The organism is Microcystis sp. M44BS1 (assembly GCF_020244875.1).
GTDB classification, from domain to species: Bacteria; Cyanobacteriota; Cyanobacteriia; order Cyanobacteriales; family Microcystaceae; genus Microcystis; species Microcystis panniformis.
On sequence record NZ_JADBVM010000318.1, the window covers coordinates 1 to 18,705 of the forward strand.

General features: G+C 44.9%; 14 protein-coding genes and 1 pseudogene. 11 read left to right on the top strand and 4 right to left on the bottom strand.

Annotation, left to right across the window (positions count from 1 at the left end):
- The first annotated feature begins 306 nt into the window (after positions 1 to 306).
- The 4 genes from dnaK to rsgA all read left to right on the top strand — a co-directional run bounded on the left by dnaK (position 307) and on the right by rsgA (position 5,170).
- Positions 307 to 2,355, top strand: coding sequence for a molecular chaperone DnaK (gene dnaK, locus IM515_RS23475; RefSeq protein WP_287629204.1), 2,049 nt, complete (start codon positions 307 to 309; stop codon positions 2,353 to 2,355).
- Positions 2,356 to 2,554: 199 nt separating this feature from the next.
- Positions 2,555 to 3,679 carry a molecular chaperone DnaJ gene (gene dnaJ / locus IM515_RS23480; RefSeq protein WP_287629205.1) on the top strand — a complete coding sequence of 375 codons (1,125 nt, stop codon included), beginning with the start codon at positions 2,555 to 2,557 and terminating at the stop codon, positions 3,677 to 3,679.
- Positions 3,680 to 3,871: 192 nt separating this feature from the next.
- Complete coding sequence (locus IM515_RS23485; protein ID WP_002738399.1) at positions 3,872 to 4,093, top strand: sulfurtransferase TusA family protein; 222 nt, start codon at positions 3,872 to 3,874, stop codon at positions 4,091 to 4,093.
- On the top strand, positions 4,094 to 5,170 hold the full coding sequence (gene rsgA, locus IM515_RS23490; RefSeq protein WP_287629207.1) for a small ribosomal subunit biogenesis GTPase RsgA: 1,077 nt from the start codon (positions 4,094 to 4,096) through the stop codon (positions 5,168 to 5,170). It begins immediately after the preceding gene.
- Positions 5,171 to 5,306: 136 nt separating this feature from the next.
- Here the strand turns inward: rsgA and IM515_RS23495 are convergent, their stop codons facing one another.
- Positions 5,307 to 6,506 carry an acetate and sugar kinases/Hsc70/actin family protein gene (locus tag IM515_RS23495; protein ID WP_287629208.1) on the bottom strand — a complete coding sequence of 400 codons (1,200 nt, stop codon included), beginning with the start codon at positions 6,504 to 6,506 and terminating at the stop codon, positions 5,307 to 5,309.
- 55 nt (positions 6,507 to 6,561) lie between these two features.
- Between IM515_RS23495 and IM515_RS23500 the strand changes: the two genes are divergently transcribed.
- From IM515_RS23500 to adhE, 6 genes are all read left to right on the top strand, one after another.
- Positions 6,562 to 7,269, top strand: coding sequence for a Crp/Fnr family transcriptional regulator (locus tag IM515_RS23500; protein ID WP_002771921.1), 708 nt, complete (start codon positions 6,562 to 6,564; stop codon positions 7,267 to 7,269).
- A gap of 181 nt (positions 7,270 to 7,450) precedes the next feature.
- Entirely contained in the window at positions 7,451 to 7,789 is a 339-nt protein-coding gene (gene cutA / locus IM515_RS23505; protein WP_002786832.1) for a divalent-cation tolerance protein CutA, read from the top strand.
- A gap of 174 nt (positions 7,790 to 7,963) precedes the next feature.
- Positions 7,964 to 10,669 (top strand): phycobilisome rod-core linker polypeptide, encoded by a 2,706-nt coding sequence (locus IM515_RS23510; RefSeq protein WP_287629209.1) that lies wholly within the window; start codon positions 7,964 to 7,966, stop codon positions 10,667 to 10,669.
- A gap of 220 nt (positions 10,670 to 10,889) precedes the next feature.
- Positions 10,890 to 12,128: an AAA family ATPase gene (locus tag IM515_RS23515; protein WP_287629210.1), complete on the top strand. Its 1,239-nt coding sequence runs from the start codon at positions 10,890 to 10,892 to the stop codon at positions 12,126 to 12,128.
- Entirely contained in the window at positions 12,125 to 12,634 is a 510-nt protein-coding gene (locus IM515_RS23520; protein WP_287629211.1) for a hypothetical protein, read from the top strand. Before IM515_RS23515 ends, IM515_RS23520 begins: the two co-directional genes overlap by 4 nt.
- 464 nt (positions 12,635 to 13,098) lie before the next feature.
- Positions 13,099 to 15,765: a bifunctional acetaldehyde-CoA/alcohol dehydrogenase gene (gene adhE / locus IM515_RS23525; protein WP_287629213.1), complete on the top strand. Its 2,667-nt coding sequence runs from the start codon at positions 13,099 to 13,101 to the stop codon at positions 15,763 to 15,765.
- A 193-nt stretch (positions 15,766 to 15,958) separates the two neighbouring features.
- Here the strand turns inward: adhE and gloB are convergent, their stop codons facing one another.
- Positions 15,959 to 16,732, bottom strand: a complete 774-nt coding sequence (gene gloB, locus IM515_RS23530) for a hydroxyacylglutathione hydrolase (RefSeq protein ID WP_072926024.1) — start codon at positions 16,730 to 16,732, stop codon at positions 15,959 to 15,961.
- A gap of 199 nt (positions 16,733 to 16,931) precedes the next feature.
- On the opposite strand from gloB, the pseudogene IM515_RS23535 reads away from it, so the two are divergent.
- Positions 16,932 to 17,287 (top strand): annotated as a pseudogene (locus tag IM515_RS23535) (transposase family protein); the annotation flags it as partial.
- 284 nt (positions 17,288 to 17,571) lie between these two features.
- Here the strand turns inward: IM515_RS23535 and IM515_RS23540 are convergent.
- Together IM515_RS23540 and IM515_RS23545 are read right to left on the bottom strand one after the other, a co-directional pair.
- Positions 17,572 to 17,826 carry a SemiSWEET transporter gene (locus IM515_RS23540; protein WP_002743903.1) on the bottom strand — a complete coding sequence of 85 codons (255 nt, stop codon included), beginning with the start codon at positions 17,824 to 17,826 and terminating at the stop codon, positions 17,572 to 17,574.
- A 115-nt stretch (positions 17,827 to 17,941) separates the two neighbouring features.
- On the bottom strand, positions 17,942 to 18,442 hold the full coding sequence (locus IM515_RS23545) for a L,D-transpeptidase (protein ID WP_287629212.1): 501 nt from the start codon (positions 18,440 to 18,442) through the stop codon (positions 17,942 to 17,944).
- Positions 18,443 to 18,705: the final 263 nt, after the last annotated feature.

Below are 18,705 nucleotides of genomic sequence, written 5' to 3' on the forward strand. Positions count from 1 at the left end.
CAAGAGAAGATATTGATAAAAATAGCAATCATAAAAAGCAAATCCCCAACATTTATCAAGCAATTATTTTTATTAGTAAATATTCTACACGACTCAGTCCAGATAAGCAAGATGGCTTACCACTACTACCGAATCACTACCAGAAGCAGAAACCCAAATCGTGAGGTTTGGGAATCACCGTCCGTGTACGGCGGTGAGGATGTCAACCTCGGCAAGATTAGACGAGGTAAAAAGCCCGTTTCTAATTGGGGGATAATTTTTGTAAACGATTGTATCCTATTAACTATCGTTATTATTTAGAGCGTCATGGGAAAAGTCATCGGCATCGACTTAGGGACAACCAACAGTTGTGTTGCGGTACTCGAAGGAGGTCAGCCGATTATAGTTCCCAACTCGGAAGGGGGAAGGACAACTCCTAGTATCGTGGGATTCGGCAAAGGCCAGCGCCTAGTGGGACAACTGGCCAAACGTCAAGCGGTCACTAATGCCGAAAATACCGTCTATAGCATCAAACGCTTTATCGGTAGGCGTTGGCAAGACACCGAGGTAGAAAGGGGACGAGTTGCCTATCATTGCCAACGCGGTCGCGATGATACCGTCAATATCAAAATTCGCGATCGGGAATTTACCCCCCAAGAAATCTCGGCCATGATCCTGCAAAAATTAAAGGCCGATGCTGAGGCCTATCTGGGAGAACCGATTAACGAGGCCGTGATTACAGTTCCCGCCTATTTTACCGATGCCCAACGTCAGGCCACTAAAGACGCGGGGATAATCGCAGGACTAGAAGTATTAAGAATTATTAACGAACCCACCGCCGCCGCCCTAGCCTACGGTTTAGATAAACAAAACGAAGATCAACATATCCTCGTTTTTGACCTAGGGGGAGGAACCTTCGACGTTTCCATCCTGCAACTGGGGAAGGGAGTCTTTGAAGTGAAAGCCACCGCCGGCAATAACCATCTTGGGGGGGACGATTTTGATAACCTCTTAGTGCGGTGGCTGGTGGAGAACTTTCAAAGCCAAGAAAACATCGATCTGTCCAGCGATCGCATGGCGATCCAAAGACTGCGAGAAGCCGCCGAAAAAGCCAAAATCGAGCTTTCTAGCCTGATTACCACCTCGATCAATCTCCCCTTCATCGCCGCCGACGAAACTGGCCCTAAACACCTAGAATTGGAACTAACTCGCGCTAAATTCGAGGAATTAACCAGAGAATTAGTGGAAAAAACCCTGGAACCCGTACAACAGTCCCTCAAAGATAGCGAACTGCAGCCTAGCGATATAAATCGTGTCATTCTCGTGGGCGGTTCCACCAGAATCCCCGCCGTACAGCGATTAATCTCCCGTTTCTTTTCTGCAGGCCAGATCGATCGCTCTGTTAACCCCGATGAGGCCGTTGCTTTGGGGGCGGCGATTCAAGCGGGAGTTTTAGGTGGAGAAGTGGCAGATGTCCTCCTCCTCGATGTCACCCCCCTTTCCCTCGGCATTGAAACCCTCGGCGAAGTCTTTACCAAAATTATCGATCGCAATACCACTATCCCCACCAGTAAATCTCAGGTTTTCTCCACCGCTGCCGATGGTCAAACTTCGGTGGAAATTCATGTTCTGCAAGGGGAAAGGGCCATGGCCCGGGATAATAAAACCCTCGGTAAATTTCTCCTGACGGGAATTCCTCCCGCCCCTAGGGGTATGCCACAAATCGAAGTGGCCTTCGAGATCGATGTTAACGGCATCTTGAAAGTGGCCGCCAGCGACCAAGGCACCGGCAAAGAACAAAGCATTTTAATTAGTCATACTGGAGGGCTGAAACCGAACGAAATTGAAAAAATGCGCCTAGAAGCCGAAAAATACGCCGAATTTGATCGCGGTCGTCTGCAAATGATCGATATTCGCCAGCAATGCGATAGTCTTTTCTATAGCTACGAAGTCACCATCAGGGAAAACAGCGAGTTAGTTGCCCCCGATATCCGGCAACTGGCCGACCAGAAGCGCCAACAGTTGGAAATCGCCCTGCGCGACCCTTCCATATCCCCCGAAAAGCTAAAAACCACCCTGGAAGAATTTCGTCAGATTGTCCTCGAAATCGGTACCCGCATCTACACGGGTAAACAAGAGGAAACCCAACCCCTCAACGGTACTGGTTTTCAATCGATCGATGTCACCGAAAAACTGACCCGACCCACCCGCATCCGGACCACTCCCCCCAATATCTTCGCCGACGGGCCAACCTTCTCCCACACTAGAACCAGAACCTATAGTAATCTGGAAACTAAAGCCAGCAAATCGGGCAGTGATGATCACCCCTACGATGGCGAAGAAATGAGTGCCAGTGACTACGAGGCCGTAGATTAAAAAGTGATCAGTGATCAGTAATCAGATGTGAGTTTTCAGCTTTTTTATCCCCTTCTCCCCACACCCCACACCCCACTCCCCCACTTCCTTACCCAAAAAATAGTAGGGATAACCCAACTAAACTATTATGTATAGTTTGTTAAAGTAACAACTAGACTTAAACTTTATTTATAAATTGCCAGCAGAACCATAGCCCCCTATGCCCACTGATTACTACGAAATTCTAGGTGTCTCGCGAGATGCGGGCAAAGAAGACATCAAACGCGCCTATCGTCGTCTCGCCCGAAAATACCATCCCGATGTTAACAAAGAACCAGGAGCCGAGGAACACTTCAAAGAAATTAACCGCGCCTACGAAATTCTCTCGGAACCGGAAACCCGCAATCGTTATGACCGCTTTGGTGAGGCCGGGGTTTCTGGAGGTGCTGCCGGTTTTGATCCCGACAATATGGGCGGTTTCGCCGATATATTTGAGACAATCTTTAGTGGTTTTGGGGGCATGGGCGGCCAAGCAACGGCCCGCCGACGCACAGGCCCTACCCGGGGCGAGGATCTACGTCTCGATTTTCGACTAAAATTCCGCGAGGCGGTCTTTGGCGGCGAAAAGGAAATCCGCATCCGTCATCTGGAAACCTGTCAAACCTGTAAAGGCAGTGGGGCCAGACCTGGGACCAGTTCTCGTACTTGTACCACTTGCAATGGTGCTGGCCAGGTACGTCGCGCCACCCGTACTCCCTTCGGTACTTTTGCTCAGGTTTCGGTCTGTCCCACCTGTGACGGCGCTGGCGAAGTGATCGAGGAAAAATGCGATGTTTGCGGCGGTTCCGGACGTAAACAGGAAACCAAAAAACTGAAAATTACCATTCCTGCGGGGGTTGACAACGGCATGAAATTGCGCGTTGCCCGGGAAGGAGACGCAGGACTTAAAGGCGGGCCGCCGGGGGATTTATTCGTTTATCTAACCGTGGAAACAGATACAGAATTTCAACGGGAAGGCAATGATATTAAATCGAATATCTCGATTAGTTATATCCAAGCGATTTTAGGATGTACTATTAAAGTTAATACGGTAGATGGCCAAGAAGACCTGACTATCCCTGCCGGTACTCAACCGAACACCGTACTGATTTTAGAAAATAAGGGGGTTCCTAAATTAGGCAATCCCGTCAGTCGCGGTGATCATCGCATTACCGTTAAAATCTCGATTCCTACCCGTGTCGCCGGAGAAGAACGGGATTTACTGGAAAAAATAGCGAAAGTTCGCGGGGAAACCGTGGGGAAAGGCGGCATCGAGGGATTTTTAGGTAATATCTTCCATAAATAGGGCAGGCTGAATAAATCTAAAAATCTTGTCGGTTAACGGAGGCAGGGGGCCGTCGGCAGGAGTCAGTATTCAGGAGTCAGGAGATAGGAGATTATTTTATTTATTCTCCCCACACCCCACACCCCACACCCCACACCCCACACCCCACACCCTGCCCCTAGGAGAAACTTTTTCAGCAAACCCTAAATAATTATGACTTTAGACCTGCGCGGCACTCCCTGCCCAATTAATTTTGTCCGGACAAAATTGCAATTAGAGAAAATGACCGCCGGGGAACGGTTGGAAGTCTGGTTAGATGCCGGGGAACCGATCGAACAGGTTCCCACTAGCCTGACAGTGGAGGGTTATCAGATAGAATCGATCGAGGACCGAGATAGCTTTTTTGTTCTCAAAGTCTATCGTCCCGATTCCTAAATGGTAGATGCACAATTAACCGATTTATACGGTACAGTGGTGGCCGTACAGGCGAATTTCTATCAGGTACGCTTGGATTCTGCCGTTATGGGCGAGAATCTTCTCTGTACCCGTCGCGCTCGCTTGCAAAAAATTGGTCAATCGGTGATGGTTGGTGATCGGGTGCGTGTGGAGGAAGCCAATTTTGATGATCGGCAGGGTGCGATCGCAGAAGTCCTCCCCCGCAGTACCGAGATCGATCGGCCGGCCGTTGCTAATATCGAGCAGATTTTGCTAGTTTTTGCCCTTGCTGAACCCGTCCTCGATCCTTGGCTGATCAGTCGTTTTTTGGTGAAAGCCGAGTCCACAGGCTTAGAAATTGCCGTCTGTGTCAATAAAATTGATCTGGGGGAACCGGAACAAATAGAACTCTGGGGCGATCGCCTAGCTGCTTGGGGATACCAGCCTTTTTTTGTCAGTGTCGAGAAAAATCGGGGATTTGAGGCTTTATTGGCACAATTAAACCATAAAATCACTCTCTTGGCCGGTCCTTCGGGGGTGGGAAAATCGAGTTTAATTAATTGCCTAATTCCTGAGATTAACCAACGGGTGGGGGATGTGTCGGGAAAACTGCAAAAAGGTCGTCACACTACCCGTCATGTGCAGTTATTTGCTTTACCAAATCGGGGTTTATTGGCCGATAGTCCGGGTTTTAACCAACCTGATCTTAACTGTTTACCGGAACAATTAACTTTTTATTTTCCGGAAGTGAGACAGCGTTTAGCTTTAGGAAATTGTCAATTTAATGATTGTACTCACCGTCGGGAACCTAACTGTGTGGTGAGGGGAGATTGGGAACGTTACCAACATTATTTAGAGTTTTTAGAAGAAGCGATCGCACGAGAACAGTCATTACAGAAAACTAGCACAAAAGAGTCAAGTTTAAAGTTAAAAATTAAAGAAGCAGGTCAAGAAACCTACGAACCCAAGTTAGCCAATAAAAAATATCGTCGTCCTTCCCGTCGCGGCAAAAATCAAGATCAGGAACGCTACGAAAATAAAACTCTCCAAGATATTTATAATGACGATTCTGAATAGAATGGGTTCAGTTGGGTTTACGGCAGTTATCTTAATGGTGAGATACGAAGTTTTCCTTTTAGTATTCCCCACAATTACCCTAAAAATTCTATTCACACCTAAATTATGACTTTTAACTGAGGCTGAGGTCGATTTTTTAAGCATTATTGACCTTCTCACCTCTAAGAGCCGAAAATAAACAGAGACGACCCAAACCCAAGATTGCTGGTGAGAAGGTTTCTTGACTGGGGGACTCTAGATTGCAACCAGCAAATTCTTGCTGTATTTCTGTTAGAAAATAGGGCCAAATGGTTAAGAAAAAATTACCGCTAAAAATTATTTGATCGATATCTTCAAGACTTTTTTGCTGTTTTTCTAACAAATCATTAACTTTTTGTCTTAAATTATCTAGATATGGTATAACCACTTTCTTATTTAAATCGCTGCGACTGACCGTCCAAGTATGACCGGCTAGAGAGGAGGTAAATTCGCTTTCTTCTTGCAGGATTAATTTAGTTAATCTAGCGGCTGCCAGTAAAGATTTTTTTAAGGGATTAGTATCGGTGAGATCGGAGCGGGAAAGAGGCAAAAAAGAACGCCAGAGAGGATAAATTAACTGAGAGAGTATGGCTCGTTCATAGGTGTTTTCCCCGTAGTTAAAATGGCTCAGAGCGATCGCTTGACGGGATAAAGAGCGAGTTTGCGGCGGGACTTCCAGCAGTGCTAAAGTGGTAGTCTCTCGTTTACCTTCGACCACCAGTAGGGTTTGGGTTTGGGGTTGGTGACTAGTGGGGATATAGGCCAGAGCAGTAGCGATCGCTGTTTCCAGACTAGAGAGGCGATCGGGGGGTATTAGTTGCGCGCTGAGAAGGGCTTTTTTCAGGTCATCCGTGGAGGTTTCCCCATCGTCGGTGATAATGATAGCTTCTAATCGCTCTAAGGCTTCCCAGAGCCAAGAATCGGTGCTAAAATCCCGATGAGATAGCCAACTAATTAGATATTCGTCCACCTGGGAGCAGGGTAAGCGATCGCTTGTTCCCGTTGCCAGACTCCAAGAAAGAGGATAAAAATCGATTAATCCTTGGCTTTCCCGAAAAAAGACGATTTTCACCCCTGGTGGTTGTACCTCCATTCCCAGGGACCAACGGGCAACTTCAGGGATTCGATCAGGCAATAATAAAGGAGAAAGCATCACTCTGGCCGATTCTAAATGTTGACGAGTGGCGATAATTGTCTCGGAAGTAACTTCTTGCGGGTTAACTAGAGACGAAATCACCCCAGAAAGAATCCGATCGATCTCGGTCAGTAGGGAGGAAAAATCCTGTTTATCGGTCACTAGATAAATAAAAATACCCACAACTGTCTATTGTAGAATCACCCACTTAAAACGAACAAAATTTAAATATTAAACTATGGAAGAAAAACGCTATCCTGCGGAAAAATCAGCAGAGATTCAAAAATTATTGGATACAGCCACCTTATTGGTCGGTTTACCCCCTAAAACCATCGATCAAGTTACTTCTCATGCTGTCACCCGCATTCATCCTGCTAATCGGGCGATTTTATTAGAAAATGATTGGGGTGGTTCGGTTTACTTTATTCTGGATGGTTGGGTGAAAATTCGTACTTACGATAGTTCGGGTAAAGAAGTCACCTTAAATATCGTCGGTAAAGGGGAAATAGTCGGAGAAATGGCCGCTTTAGACGAATCTACCCGCTCCAGCGATGCTATCACCTTAACCACGGCCACAATTAGCAGTATTCCCGCCCAAGATTTTGTTAATCTGCTCAAATCGGAACCTTTAGCGGGAATTCGTCTTTCTCAGTTAATGGCCAAGCGTTTGCGTCAACTTAACCGGCGTTTACGTTTGCGCGAGGCCGATAGTCTCTCCAGAGTCGCCGATACTTTACTCTTTTTAGCCGAAGGTCAAGGAGAAAAAAGCGGCCAGGGTGTGATAATTCCTAATTTACCTCACCGAGAATTGAGTAGTATTAGTGGACTGGCCCGGGAAACTGTGACCCGCTCCTTGACCAAATTGCAGAAAAAAGGCCTGATTCAACGACAGCAGGAATCTCTCTGTATTCCCGATCTGGCCGCTTTAGAAAAAGCGATCACCTAAATTCAGTGATCAGTGATCAGTTATCAGTTATCAGTGATCAGTTATCGGTTATCATACTAAATCCGGTTATTAAAGACTGATTATCTATTCTTCCGACCCCCCCGATGTCGGGGGAGCAGGGGGGGTTGCCTATTGCATGAGTGCCTATCTTCACTAGGAAATTTATTTTGCACGACTACTTATGATTGAAAGATTAACCGGTTTTGGAGTGGTGCTGGTGACAACGGCCAGCGAAACGGAAGCGGAAAACTTAGCGATCGCCTTAGTTAACGATCGCCTAGCCGCTTGTGTCAGTATTTACCCGATGCGTTCCATTTATAGTTGGCAGGGACAGATTGAAAAAGAGTCGGAATGGCAATTAGCGATTAAAACCGATTTAAAGCAGTTTGAGCAGTTATCGGCGAAGATACAGGAACTTCATACCTATGCCGTCCCAGAAATCATCGCTTTACCGATTGTGGCGGGTTCACAGACCTATTTAGACTGGTTAGCCTCCCATACAGGTGGGGTGTCAGAATAGACCAATCGGCAACTTGAGCGAAAAAAATCTATATAATTCTTAATAAACTATCTCAGGAAGCGCAAAAAGTTTTAATCTAGATGCTGATTAAATTTTTAAACATCTGGTTTTAAGACCGATCGCCTCCACGATTGGAGAACTCAGCACATCGTCAAGGGAGATAGTTAAAATCCAATGAGTCTTAAGGCAAGCGGTGGCAGCTCCTTAGCGCGTCCCCAACTCTATCAAACCGTCCCGGTATCTGCCATTACCCAAGCAGAACAACAAGACCGCTTTCTCGATAAACCCGAACTCAACGAACTGATCGCCTACTTCCAATCGGGGAGCAAGCGTTTAGATATTGCCCAAACGCTCACCCGGAACTCCGATCTGATCGTCTCGCGGGCAGCTAACCGGATTTTTACCGGTGGTTCACCCATGGCCTACCTAGAAAAACCCCCCGTGGAAGAATTGGCCCGGGTGGGTGCGGGTAAAGTTATCAACGTCCAGGAAGGGATGAAATTAGGAACCGTTACCTACGCTGAAAGCGGGTCTGGTGGCGGTAGTGGCATCCTCGGTGGCTTAAAGGGGATTTTCGCCTCTAGCGGCCCGATTCCCCCCGGATTCCGACCGATTAACGTCTCTCGTTACGGTCCGAGCAATATGCAGAAGTCCCTCCGGGATTTATCCTGGTTCCTGCGTTATATTACCTATGCGATCGTGGCTGGTGATACCAGTATCCTGATCGTTAATACCCGCGGTTTAAGGGAAGTTCTCGAAAATGCCTGTTCTATTGATGCCACCATCGTGGCCCTACAGGAAATGCGGGCCGCTTCGATCGAGTATTTCCAGAGAGACAAGGATGCGGCCACTTTAATCAGTGACTATTTCAATATCCTACTAGGGGAATTAAAAGCCCCCACCCCCTCTAATAAACTGCGTCAGCGTCCCAGTAGTGACCAACAGGGTTTAAGTCTTCCCCAAAGCTACTACAATGGTGCCGAAAAACGGCAAAAGTTTGTCATGAAAACCGGTTTATCGGAGTCGGAAAAATCTTCGATTATCAAGGCTGCCTACAGACAAATTTTTGAACGGGACATCACCCGCGCCTATAGTCAGTCGATTTCTGATCTAGAATCGAAGGTGAAAAACGGCGACATCTCGATGAAAGAATTCGTCCGTCGTCTCGGTAAATCGCCTCTCTATCGTAAACAGTTCTTTGAACCTTTTATCAATAGTCGCGCCCTAGAATTGGCTTTCCGTCATTTCCTCGGTCGCGGTCCTTCCTCCCGGGAAGAAGTGCAGAAATACTTCTCGATCGTCTCTAGCGGCGGTTTAGCGGCCTTAATCGATGCTTTAGTCGATTCTCAGGAGTATTCTGACTATTTCGGCGAAGAAACCGTTCCCTATCTCCGTGGTTTGGGTGCAGAAGCGCAGGAATGTCGTAACTGGGGGATGCAGATTGACCTGTTTAACTACAGCGCACCTTTCCGCAAAGTTCCCCAATTTATCACCACCTTTGCTAAATACGATCGCCCCTTACCGGATCAGCACGTTTACGGTTCTGGAAATGACCCCCTAGAAATCCAATTTGGGGCAATTTTCCCGAAAGAAACCCGGGAACCTAGTTCTAGTCCCGCTCCCTTTGGTAAAGATAGCAAACGTATCCTCATCCACCGCGGACCTGCCACTAATAACCAAAATAGCAACCCCGGCGCCCGAGGTGAATTCCCCGGTACTTTGGGACCGAAAGTTTTCCGTCTCAATAACGAGTTACCCGGTTCTAGTAATGGGGTAAGCGTTAAATTTGGCGAAAGTTCCACCCAAAGAGTGATTTTAGCGGCTTATCGTCAGGTTTTCGGTCGAATGCCCTACGAAGGTCAGCGTTTATCCGTGGCCGAGATTAAGTTGGAAAATGGCGATATTACTCTGCGCGAGTTTATCAAAACCCTAGCTAAATCCGAGACTTTCCGGAAAATCTACTGGACTCCTCTCTATGTGGTAAAAGCGATCGAATATATTCACCGTCGTCTGCTCGGTCGTCCCACCTACGGTCGTCAGGAAATGAATCAATACTTCGATATCTGCTCGAAAAAAGGCTTCTATGCTTTAATCGATGCCATTATCGATAGTCCTGAATATACGGAAGCTTTTGGCGAAGATACGGTTCCCTACGAGCGCTATCTAACTCCCCAAGGGATGCAGTTACGGATGGTGCGTTTGGGTAATCTCCGCGAAGATATCGGCCAAAGAGTTGATAAAGAGGAAACCCCCCGCTTTATTGAATTGGGTACACCGTCGATCTCGATTCGCACTGAACCCGATATTCAATCTCGTGTCGGTCAAGGTGTCACGGTTCAACGGGAACAAACTAAGGTCTTTAAACTGTTAACTAATCTCGATAAAGTTGCCGTACAAAATACTGTTCGCGCCGCCTATCGTCAGATTTTTGAACGTGATCTCGAACCCTATATCATCAATGCCGAATTTACCGCTTTAGAGAGTAAATTAAGCAATGCTGAGATCACGGTGAAAGAGTTTATTGAGGGTTTAGGTGGTTCGGATCTTTACCTGAAAGAATTCTATGCTCCCTATCCGAATACGAAAGTAATTGAATTGGGAACCAAGCACTTCTTAGGTCGCGCTCCCTTGAATCAAAAAGAAATCCAGAAATATAACCAAATTCTGGCAACTCAGGGATTAAAAGCCTTTATCGGTGCCATGGTTAATAGCATGGAATACCTACAATTATTTGGTGAAGATACGGTTCCCTATCGTCGTTTCCCGACTCTACCGGCCGCTAATTTCCCCAATACGGAACGCTTATACAATAAGCTGACTAAACAGGATAGTGAACTGGTTGTTCCTAGTTTTAAACCAGTAGTTAAGGTTGGTGGTTAGTTAGTCCTTGAAGTTAGTTAATTTAGCTCGTGTTCAACACGAGCTTTTTTCGGGACAAATTACTGGCCAAAATTTATTAAGTAGGGAGGCACAATTATTTGTAGGATGGGTTAGCGGTAGCGTAACATGAGCAGGTGTTGGGTTTCATGCTTCAACCCAACCTACGTTCATCTTATATTTAATTCCACCCACCCACTTATCGTCAATCAAGGGGATAACAATGAGCCAAATTAAAGTTAAAAACTTCGGTCCAATTAAGGCGGGTTTACTAGAAAATGATGGTTTTATCGACGTTCGGAAAGTAACGATTTTTATCGGTAATCAAGGAACTGGAAAAAGTAGCATTGCTAAATTAATATCAACATTAAGCTGGTTGGAAAAAGCTCTATATCGTGGGGATTTAGAGGAAAAATATGTGACTAAATATAATCGTTTTGTTAAATCTTTTTGTCAATACCAAAATTTAACCAATTACTTTTTACCCGAAACCCAAATTGAATACAATGGAGATGTTTATCGAATTAGTTTTGAAAATGCTAAATTATCGATCGAGCGTACTGATAATCCAAAGTATCGAGTACCAAAAATTATGTATGTACCAGCAGAGCGAAACTTTTTGAGTGCAGTAAGATGGCCAGAAAAACTCAAAGGACTGCCAGAATCATTATATACTTTCTGGGAAGAATTGGATCGCTCACAACAGGAATTATCTGGCAGTTTGACTTTGCCAGTAGGTGAGGTTAAATTGGAATTTGATAAACTCAATAGACTGGCAAAGATTGTGGGTAGTGATTATCAACTAAATCTATCAGAAGCTTCCAGTGGTTTTCAGTCTTTTGTTCCTTTATTTCTCGTTTCTCGAAATATTGCTTTATCGATTAATCGAACTCAAGAAAATTCCCGCAATGAACTCAGTGGAGAGGAGCAAAAAAGATTAAAAATGGAAATCGAGAAAATTCTCTCTAATGATAATCTTTCCGATGACCTAAAAAGGGCAGCACTAGAAGTGTTATCTTCTAAATACCGCAATGAGTGTTTTGTAAATATTGTGGAAGAAATCGAGCAGAATCTATTTCCCCAATCTCAGAGAAAGATTTTATATAAATTATTTGAATTTGCTAATTTAACCCAGGGAAATAAACTAATTTTGACTACTCATAGTCCTTATATTATCAACGATCTAACCCTAGCTATCAAAGCGGATAAAGTTATCAAAAAAATCCTATCATCAGCGATTTCTAACGCCGATTATCTCCAAGAAAAGCTCAACCAAATTGTCCCAAAAGCCTCTTGTATAGCGGCAGAAGATGCTATTGTATATGAATTAACAGAGCAAGGAGAAATCCGAGAACTTGCTACATATAATGGTTTACCTTCTGATGAAAATTATCTCAATCTTTCCCTGGGAGAGACAAATCAGCTTTTTGATGATTTACTAGAAATCGAAGAACAGTTATGAAGATAAATTTCTTTGATAAAAAATGTCAGAGTCAAACCCATCGGCATGAATTTGGAATTTGTGATCCGCCATTTCCCCCAGAAACTCCCGCTTATTTAGATACAGAAAATCCCAGTGATTGGATTGCTATTGTGGAAAACTCTCAAGAAATTGAAGTGACATTTACCGCTATTGATAAATGTATTGAAATTAGAAAAGTCGATGGTAGTGGTATGGATAAAGGCTGTGATGGAATGCTGACCTATGCTAATTGTTTGATTTTTGTAGAATTAAAAGAACGAAAGGGGAAAAATTCGGGGTGGGTAGGAGACGGAGAAGAGCAACTAAGAAACACAATTCGGGTATTTATTGAAAATCATGGTATAGAGGATTATTCGTCCAGAAAAGCCTACATTGCTAATAACAAAAAGCCTAACTTTCAGACTTCACAACAGGAGAGGATGGAAAAATTTCGCCAAGAAACTGGGTTTAGATTAATTATTCAAAACACCATCAAAATTGAGTGATTTAATTCTCTTTGATTCGGTGGCTCTGAAGATATTGATTTTCTAGAGTTTAGAGATATCCTAGTTTGATGTTGAATCTCACCCTGAATCCGTTGCCAAGCTGTGATCAACTTTAAACTTTTCACTCAAGGAGCGCGGAATAGAACCAGCTTCTCGAACACCAGCTTGAATTTCTGGTAACTTGATCATTGAGTCTCTGTCCTCAAACTTTTTCTAGGTACTGGTCAATCCTAATTTATACTAAATCCAGTTATTAAAAACTGATTATTTATTCTCCCCTTTGCATGAGTGCCTCTTGCATGAGTGCCTGTCCTGATATGTTACCTATGCTCAATGGATTTAGGATTAGTATCCTATAATACCAATTCTTAGGAAACTATAAAGAAAATCCCAAGATTAAGTGAATCCCTTGCCGAAAAACGCTATAAGAAAATAAAATGTCTAATTTCATCCACAAAATTGTTATGACAGTTACCAATAGACAAGAGCTAGAAGAACTGATTCAACAGGTAAAAAAAGCTCAACAACAATTTGCCAACTATAGCCAAGAACAAGTAGATCTTATCTTCAAAAAAGCGGCATTAGCAGCCAACAACGCTCGCATTCCCCTAGCTAAAATGGCCGTACAAGAGACAGAGATGGGAGTAATAGAGGATAAAGTGATTAAAAACCATTTTGCCTCAGAAATCATCTACAACAAGTATAAACACAGCAAAACCTGCGGCATTATCGAAGAAGATAAATCCTTTGGATTGCAAAAAATCGCCGAACCCGTGGGCATTTTAGCGGGGATCGTACCCACCACAAATCCTACCTCTACAGCCATTTTTAAAGCCCTAATTGCCCTGAAAACCCGCAACGGCATCATTTTTTCCCCCCATCCGCGAGCCAAAGACTGCACGATCGCAGCGGCCAAAATAGTCTTGGAAGCGGCCGTGAAAGCGGGCGCACCGGCTGGTATTATTGGTTGGATCGATCAGCCATCGGTGGAACTTTCCCAAGCATTAATGCAACATCCCTGCATTAATTTAATCCTCGCTACCGGCGGTCCCGGTATGGTAAAAGCGGCCTATTCTTCGGGAAGACCTTCCTTAGGAGTCGGTGCCGGCAATACCCCCGCTTTAATTGACGAAACCGCTCACATAAAAATGGCCGTTTCCTCGATTATTCTCAGTAAAACCTTCGATAACGGCATGATTTGCGCCTCCGAACAATCGGTAATCGTTGTCGATAGCATCTATGAAGAAGTTCGACAGGAATTTATTGATCGCGGGGCCTATCTTCTTTCCCCCGAAGAAAGGCAAAAAGTCGTCGGGATTCTCCTAAAAGATGGTCATATCAACCCCGATATCGTCGGTCAACCGGTAGAAAAATTAGCCGACATGGCTGGAATTTCTGTTCCCGAAGATACCCGCTTACTAATCGGAGAAGTGGAAAATATTGGCTTAGAGGAACCATTTTCCTACGAAAAACTCTCGCCAATTTTAGCCATGTACCGGGCAAAAGACTTTGAAGATGGGGTAAAAAAAGCCGAAAAACTGGTCTTATTTGCCGGTCGAGGTCATACGGCCGTGCTTTATACCGCACCCTCAAATCGGGAACATATTAAACGCTTTGAAGACAACGTAGAAACGGCCCGGGTATTAATTAATACCCCTTCCTCCCAAGGTGCGATCGGTGATATCTATAACTTCCGTCTCGATCCTAGTTTAACCCTCGGTTGTGGCACTTGGGGCGGTAATTCCATCAGTGAAAACGTCGAACCTACCCACCTATTAAATATTAAAACCGTGGCCGAGCGCCGGGAAAATATGCTTTGGTTCCGAGTACCACCAAAAGTATATTTTAAATACGGGTCATTACCGATCGCTATTCGGGAATTAGCCGGCAAAAAACGGGCCTTTATTGTCACCGATAAACCTCTTTTCGACCTAGGAGTTACCGCACCTTTACAGGAAATTTTAGAAGAAATCGGCATCACGGTTAATATCTTTTATGATGTGGAACCCGATCCTTCCCTGGAAACCGTCGAACGCGGTTTAAGCGTGATTAATACCTTCAATCCCGATGTAATTATCGCTATCGGTGGTGGTTCCCCCATGGATGCGGCTAAAATCATGTGGCTACTCTACGAGCATCCAGAGATAGAATTCGAGAGCTTGGCCATGCGTTTTATGGATATCCGCAAACGAGTCTATGAATTGCCCCCTTTAGGCGAAAAAGCTCTGATGGTGTGTATTCCCACCACTTCGGGAACAGGATCGGAAGTGACTCCCTTCGCCGTCGTGACCGATCGCCGTAATAATATTAAGTATCCTTTGGCAGATTATGCCCTAACTCCCAGCATGGCAATTGTTGATCCGGAATTAGTGCTGAATATGCCGAAAAAATTGACAGCCTACGGCGGAATTGACGCTTTAACTCACGCTCTTGAGTCCTACGTCTCGGTTTTAGCCTCAGAATATACTAATGCTCTTGCTCAAGATGCCATCCGACTGCTGTTTAAATATCTGCCCAGTTCCTATCATAACGGAGCTAAAGACCCGAAAGCGCGGGAAAAAGTCCATTACGCGGCGACAATGGCAGGAATGGCCTTTGCCAATGGCTTTTTAGGCATCTGTCACTCCATGGCTCACCAATTGGGGGCAATTTTCCACATTCCCCACGGTCTGGCCAATGCTTTGATGATTTCCCACGTCATCCTCTATAATGCCACCGATGCCCCCTTTAAACAGGCCACCTTCTCTCAGTACAAATATCCTAACGTAAAATGGCGCTATGCCAGGATCGCCCATTCCCTGGGATTGGGAGGAGAAAGCGAGACCGAAAGTGTGGAAAGATTGGTATTAGCGATCGAATGTTTAAAACGGGAAATCGGTATTCCGGCCAGTATTAAAGAGGTAATTCCCGAAAGTGAAGCCGAATTTATGGCCAAATTAGACCATTTAGCTGAACAAGCTTTCGATGATCAGTGTACTGGAGCCAATCCCCGTTATCCCCTGATCGAGGACTTAAAAAACCTGTTAATCCAAGCTTATCACGGCAATTTGCCCCTAGAGGTGGCGGTAAATGGTCACGGTGATGTCAGTCTTGCCGATTTGAAGTTAGATCCGCAACCTTTGAGCTTGTAGAGATAGATTTTGCCTTTGATCCCCCCTACCCCCTAGTAGGGTTGATTCATGAATCAACCCTACCATCAATCAACCCTACCCCCCTTAATCAGGGGATATCCCCCCTACCCCCCTTAATCAGGGGATATCCCCCCTACCCCCCTTAATAAGGGGGGTTTTGACAGTTTTTAACACCTACCTACTTAGCTACCACTTAAAAATTATCTTTTTTCCCCCGCAGCCGTGCAAACACTTGTACTGGTTCGTTGCTATCCATGGTCATTGCCAAAGCGGGACTATCCCAACGCAAAAAAGGATTAGTCAGCTTTTCCGTCCCCAAAATTGCTGGAATCGTGGGAAGATCTTGGGCGCGATTTTTCTCCACTTCCCGATAACGCTGTTGCAGAGCAGCATTATTAGGGTCAACTGTCAAGGCAAACTTTAAATTATTTAACGTATATTCGTGAGCGCACCAAACCCTGGTCTGGTCAGGCAGCGATCGCAATTTAGTTAAAGAAGCCACCATTTGCCCCGGTGTTCCCTCAAATAAACGACCACAACCCCCCGAAAACAGGGTATCGCCACAGAATAACTCGCCGTAATCTCCGGGGTTAACTGGGGGAAAATAGTAGGCAATATGAGCGCGAGTGTGGCCGGGGACAAAGAAAACCTCGGCCGAGCGACCGGCAAATTCCACCCGATCCCCCTCCGCTAAAAACAGCTGCTGCCCCGGAATGCGACCGCGATCCTCCTTTCCCCCATAAACACAAAGATGGGGATAACGATTAATTAAAGCCTGATTAGCCCCCACATGGTCGCCGTGGTGATGGGTATTGAAAATAGCGACTAAATCCACCTGTAAAGCCTCTAATCGCCTGAAAACGGGTTCAGGTTCCGCCGGATCCACCACGGCTGCGATTTTTTGCGCTCGATCGTAGAGGAGGAAAATATAATTATCGGAAAGGGCGTTAAGACGTTCGATCTCCATGGTAGAATCTTGATGCTCAGGTTTAACTCGATCATTTGACATCCTCGCCGGCGTAAAACGGACGGCGATTCCTCACCACGCCACTTTTTTAGGGTGGTCGCGTCAACGTAGGGCTATTTCATTCTCCCATCAGAATATCAAAAGTAAAAGCGATCACTGTCTTTGTAAAATGAGAAGTGACCGCCAACCTTTAAAATATATGTTGAGCTTAATAGAAAAACTGAAACAAGTCAAGGACTTTCGGAAAGATCAAGGAAAAAGACACCCTTTATGGATAGTATTAGTAGTAATAATACTGGGAACAATGCTAGGATACTTAAGTTATAGAGAGCTAGGAGAGTTTGCTAAAAATAATCGGCACAGGCTCAGTCAAGAATTTAACATAATTCCAGAAAGAGTCCCATCCTATTCAACAATTAGAAGGGTAATGATGGGAGTTAAATGGCAGAGTTTGTTAAAAGTGTTTAATGAATGGGCATTACAAGAATATGGACAAAGAGATGATATAAATTGGCTATATTATATATAGATGGAAAAAGTCTCAAAAACACCCTAGATAGGGTTGGCTGAATAAATCTAAAAACATTGTTCGATAGGACTTTTAGACCTTTAATCGTGCTTCGTGTCACTGAGCTTGTCGAAGTGCTGTTCTAGGTTGGTCGGGGCTTCGGCCGTGAGTTCAGCCGAACGGTTTCATCCCATCAGTAAAACTGAGGGTCTTCACCCCGACATTTGAGATAAATTAACCTAAAAATCCGCTCTCCGTGGCTAGATGTGGGGATAAATTGTAGAATTGTCATGACGTGAGCAAATAGGGAGGCAAGGGATTGTCAGTTGTTTTAATCATATTTAATCTTAAAATAGAGAATTGTCCCCGCTAAGATAAAAGTAACAAAATTAGCGACAATAATCGGTTTACTGCTCATATAAATCCCGTAGATTAGCCAAAGAAAAACCCCCAGACAAAAGCAAATAAACATAGTTAGGGACAAGTCCTTAGCCGAACGATAACGCCAAGTTTTAATCACTTGGGGTAAAAAGGAGACAGTGGTTAATATTCCCGCCACGATCCCGATTAGTTCAATAATATTCACCGCTTATCCTCTTGGCTTAGTTTCTCTCATTTTAAACTCTTGACTATCTAAATTACTGCTGACGACCGACGACAGACTCCTAACCTCACCAAGAAACTTTTTCAGCAGACCCTACTTATTGAGCGATTACTATCACCGAAGTGCCGATTTTTACCCTTTCAAATAAAGCCTTTATATCTCGATCGCGCATCCTGACGCAACCGTGGGAGACGGCCCGGCCGATGAGATTTTCTTGCGGTGTACCGTGAAAACCGATAAAATTGGCGCCATCGGTCCAAAATCCGATCCAACGCGCCCCTAAAGGGTTGTTTTTTCCCGATGGCACCAGTTGCCCGGTGAAAGGATGTTCCCAGACTGGTTCCCGCACCATCTGAATCACCCTAAATTCTCCCGTTGGGGTTTCCCAACCCCGACGACCGATCGCCACTGGGTAAGAAGCGATTATTTTCTGTCCTTGGTAAACAAAAACCCGTCTTTTTTTTAAATTCAGCAGCAAACGGGTTTCTGTTCGAGTTACCGTGGTTGCGGGAAGGGAATTGACGGGACTAATGGGGGGATTGAGGAAAAATTCCCCTATTCCTAGACATAAACAGAGAATCGGCAGAAAAACTCGCATCTGATACCAGCAAAGTCAAAATTTTTTATCCGTATTCTAATCTGATTGTGAGGATGTCAAACCGTCGATATGGTGAGTGCGGGAGGGAAGGATAAAATCGCAGTCGAGTTGGGCTAATTCGGTTACCTAAAATGTCGGATGAATGCCCCCGCTAAATTTTTCGACAAGACATCAACCTTTGCGGGGGATGAAATCCGACCAGGATATTGACTGCGAAGCACGATTTTAATTCTACCATTTGTAGGTAAACTGTGTTATACTTA

Excerpts from the sequence above, each read along its gene's own strand:
- dnaK (WP_287629204.1), top strand. The coding sequence starts at position 307 with ATGGGAAAAGTCATCGGCATCGACTTAGGGACAACCAACAGTTGTGTT.
- dnaJ (WP_287629205.1), top strand. The coding sequence starts at position 2,555 with ATGCCCACTGATTACTACGAAATTCTAGGTGTCTCGCGAGATGCGGGC.
- IM515_RS23485 (WP_002738399.1), top strand. The coding sequence starts at position 3,872 with ATGACTTTAGACCTGCGCGGCACTCCCTGCCCAATTAATTTTGTCCGG.
- rsgA (WP_287629207.1), top strand. The coding sequence starts at position 4,094 with ATGGTAGATGCACAATTAACCGATTTATACGGTACAGTGGTGGCCGTA.
- IM515_RS23500 (WP_002771921.1), top strand. The coding sequence starts at position 6,562 with ATGGAAGAAAAACGCTATCCTGCGGAAAAATCAGCAGAGATTCAAAAA.
- cutA (WP_002786832.1), top strand. The coding sequence starts at position 7,451 with ATGATTGAAAGATTAACCGGTTTTGGAGTGGTGCTGGTGACAACGGCC.
- IM515_RS23510 (WP_287629209.1), top strand. The coding sequence starts at position 7,964 with ATGAGTCTTAAGGCAAGCGGTGGCAGCTCCTTAGCGCGTCCCCAACTC.
- IM515_RS23515 (WP_287629210.1), top strand. The coding sequence starts at position 10,890 with ATGAGCCAAATTAAAGTTAAAAACTTCGGTCCAATTAAGGCGGGTTTA.
- IM515_RS23520 (WP_287629211.1), top strand. The coding sequence starts at position 12,125 with ATGAAGATAAATTTCTTTGATAAAAAATGTCAGAGTCAAACCCATCGG.
- adhE (WP_287629213.1), top strand. The coding sequence starts at position 13,099 with ATGACAGTTACCAATAGACAAGAGCTAGAAGAACTGATTCAACAGGTA.
- gloB (WP_072926024.1), bottom strand. The coding sequence starts at position 16,732 with ATGGAGATCGAACGTCTTAACGCCCTTTCCGATAATTATATTTTCCTC.
- IM515_RS23545 (WP_287629212.1), bottom strand. The coding sequence starts at position 18,442 with ATGCGAGTTTTTCTGCCGATTCTCTGTTTATGTCTAGGAATAGGGGAA.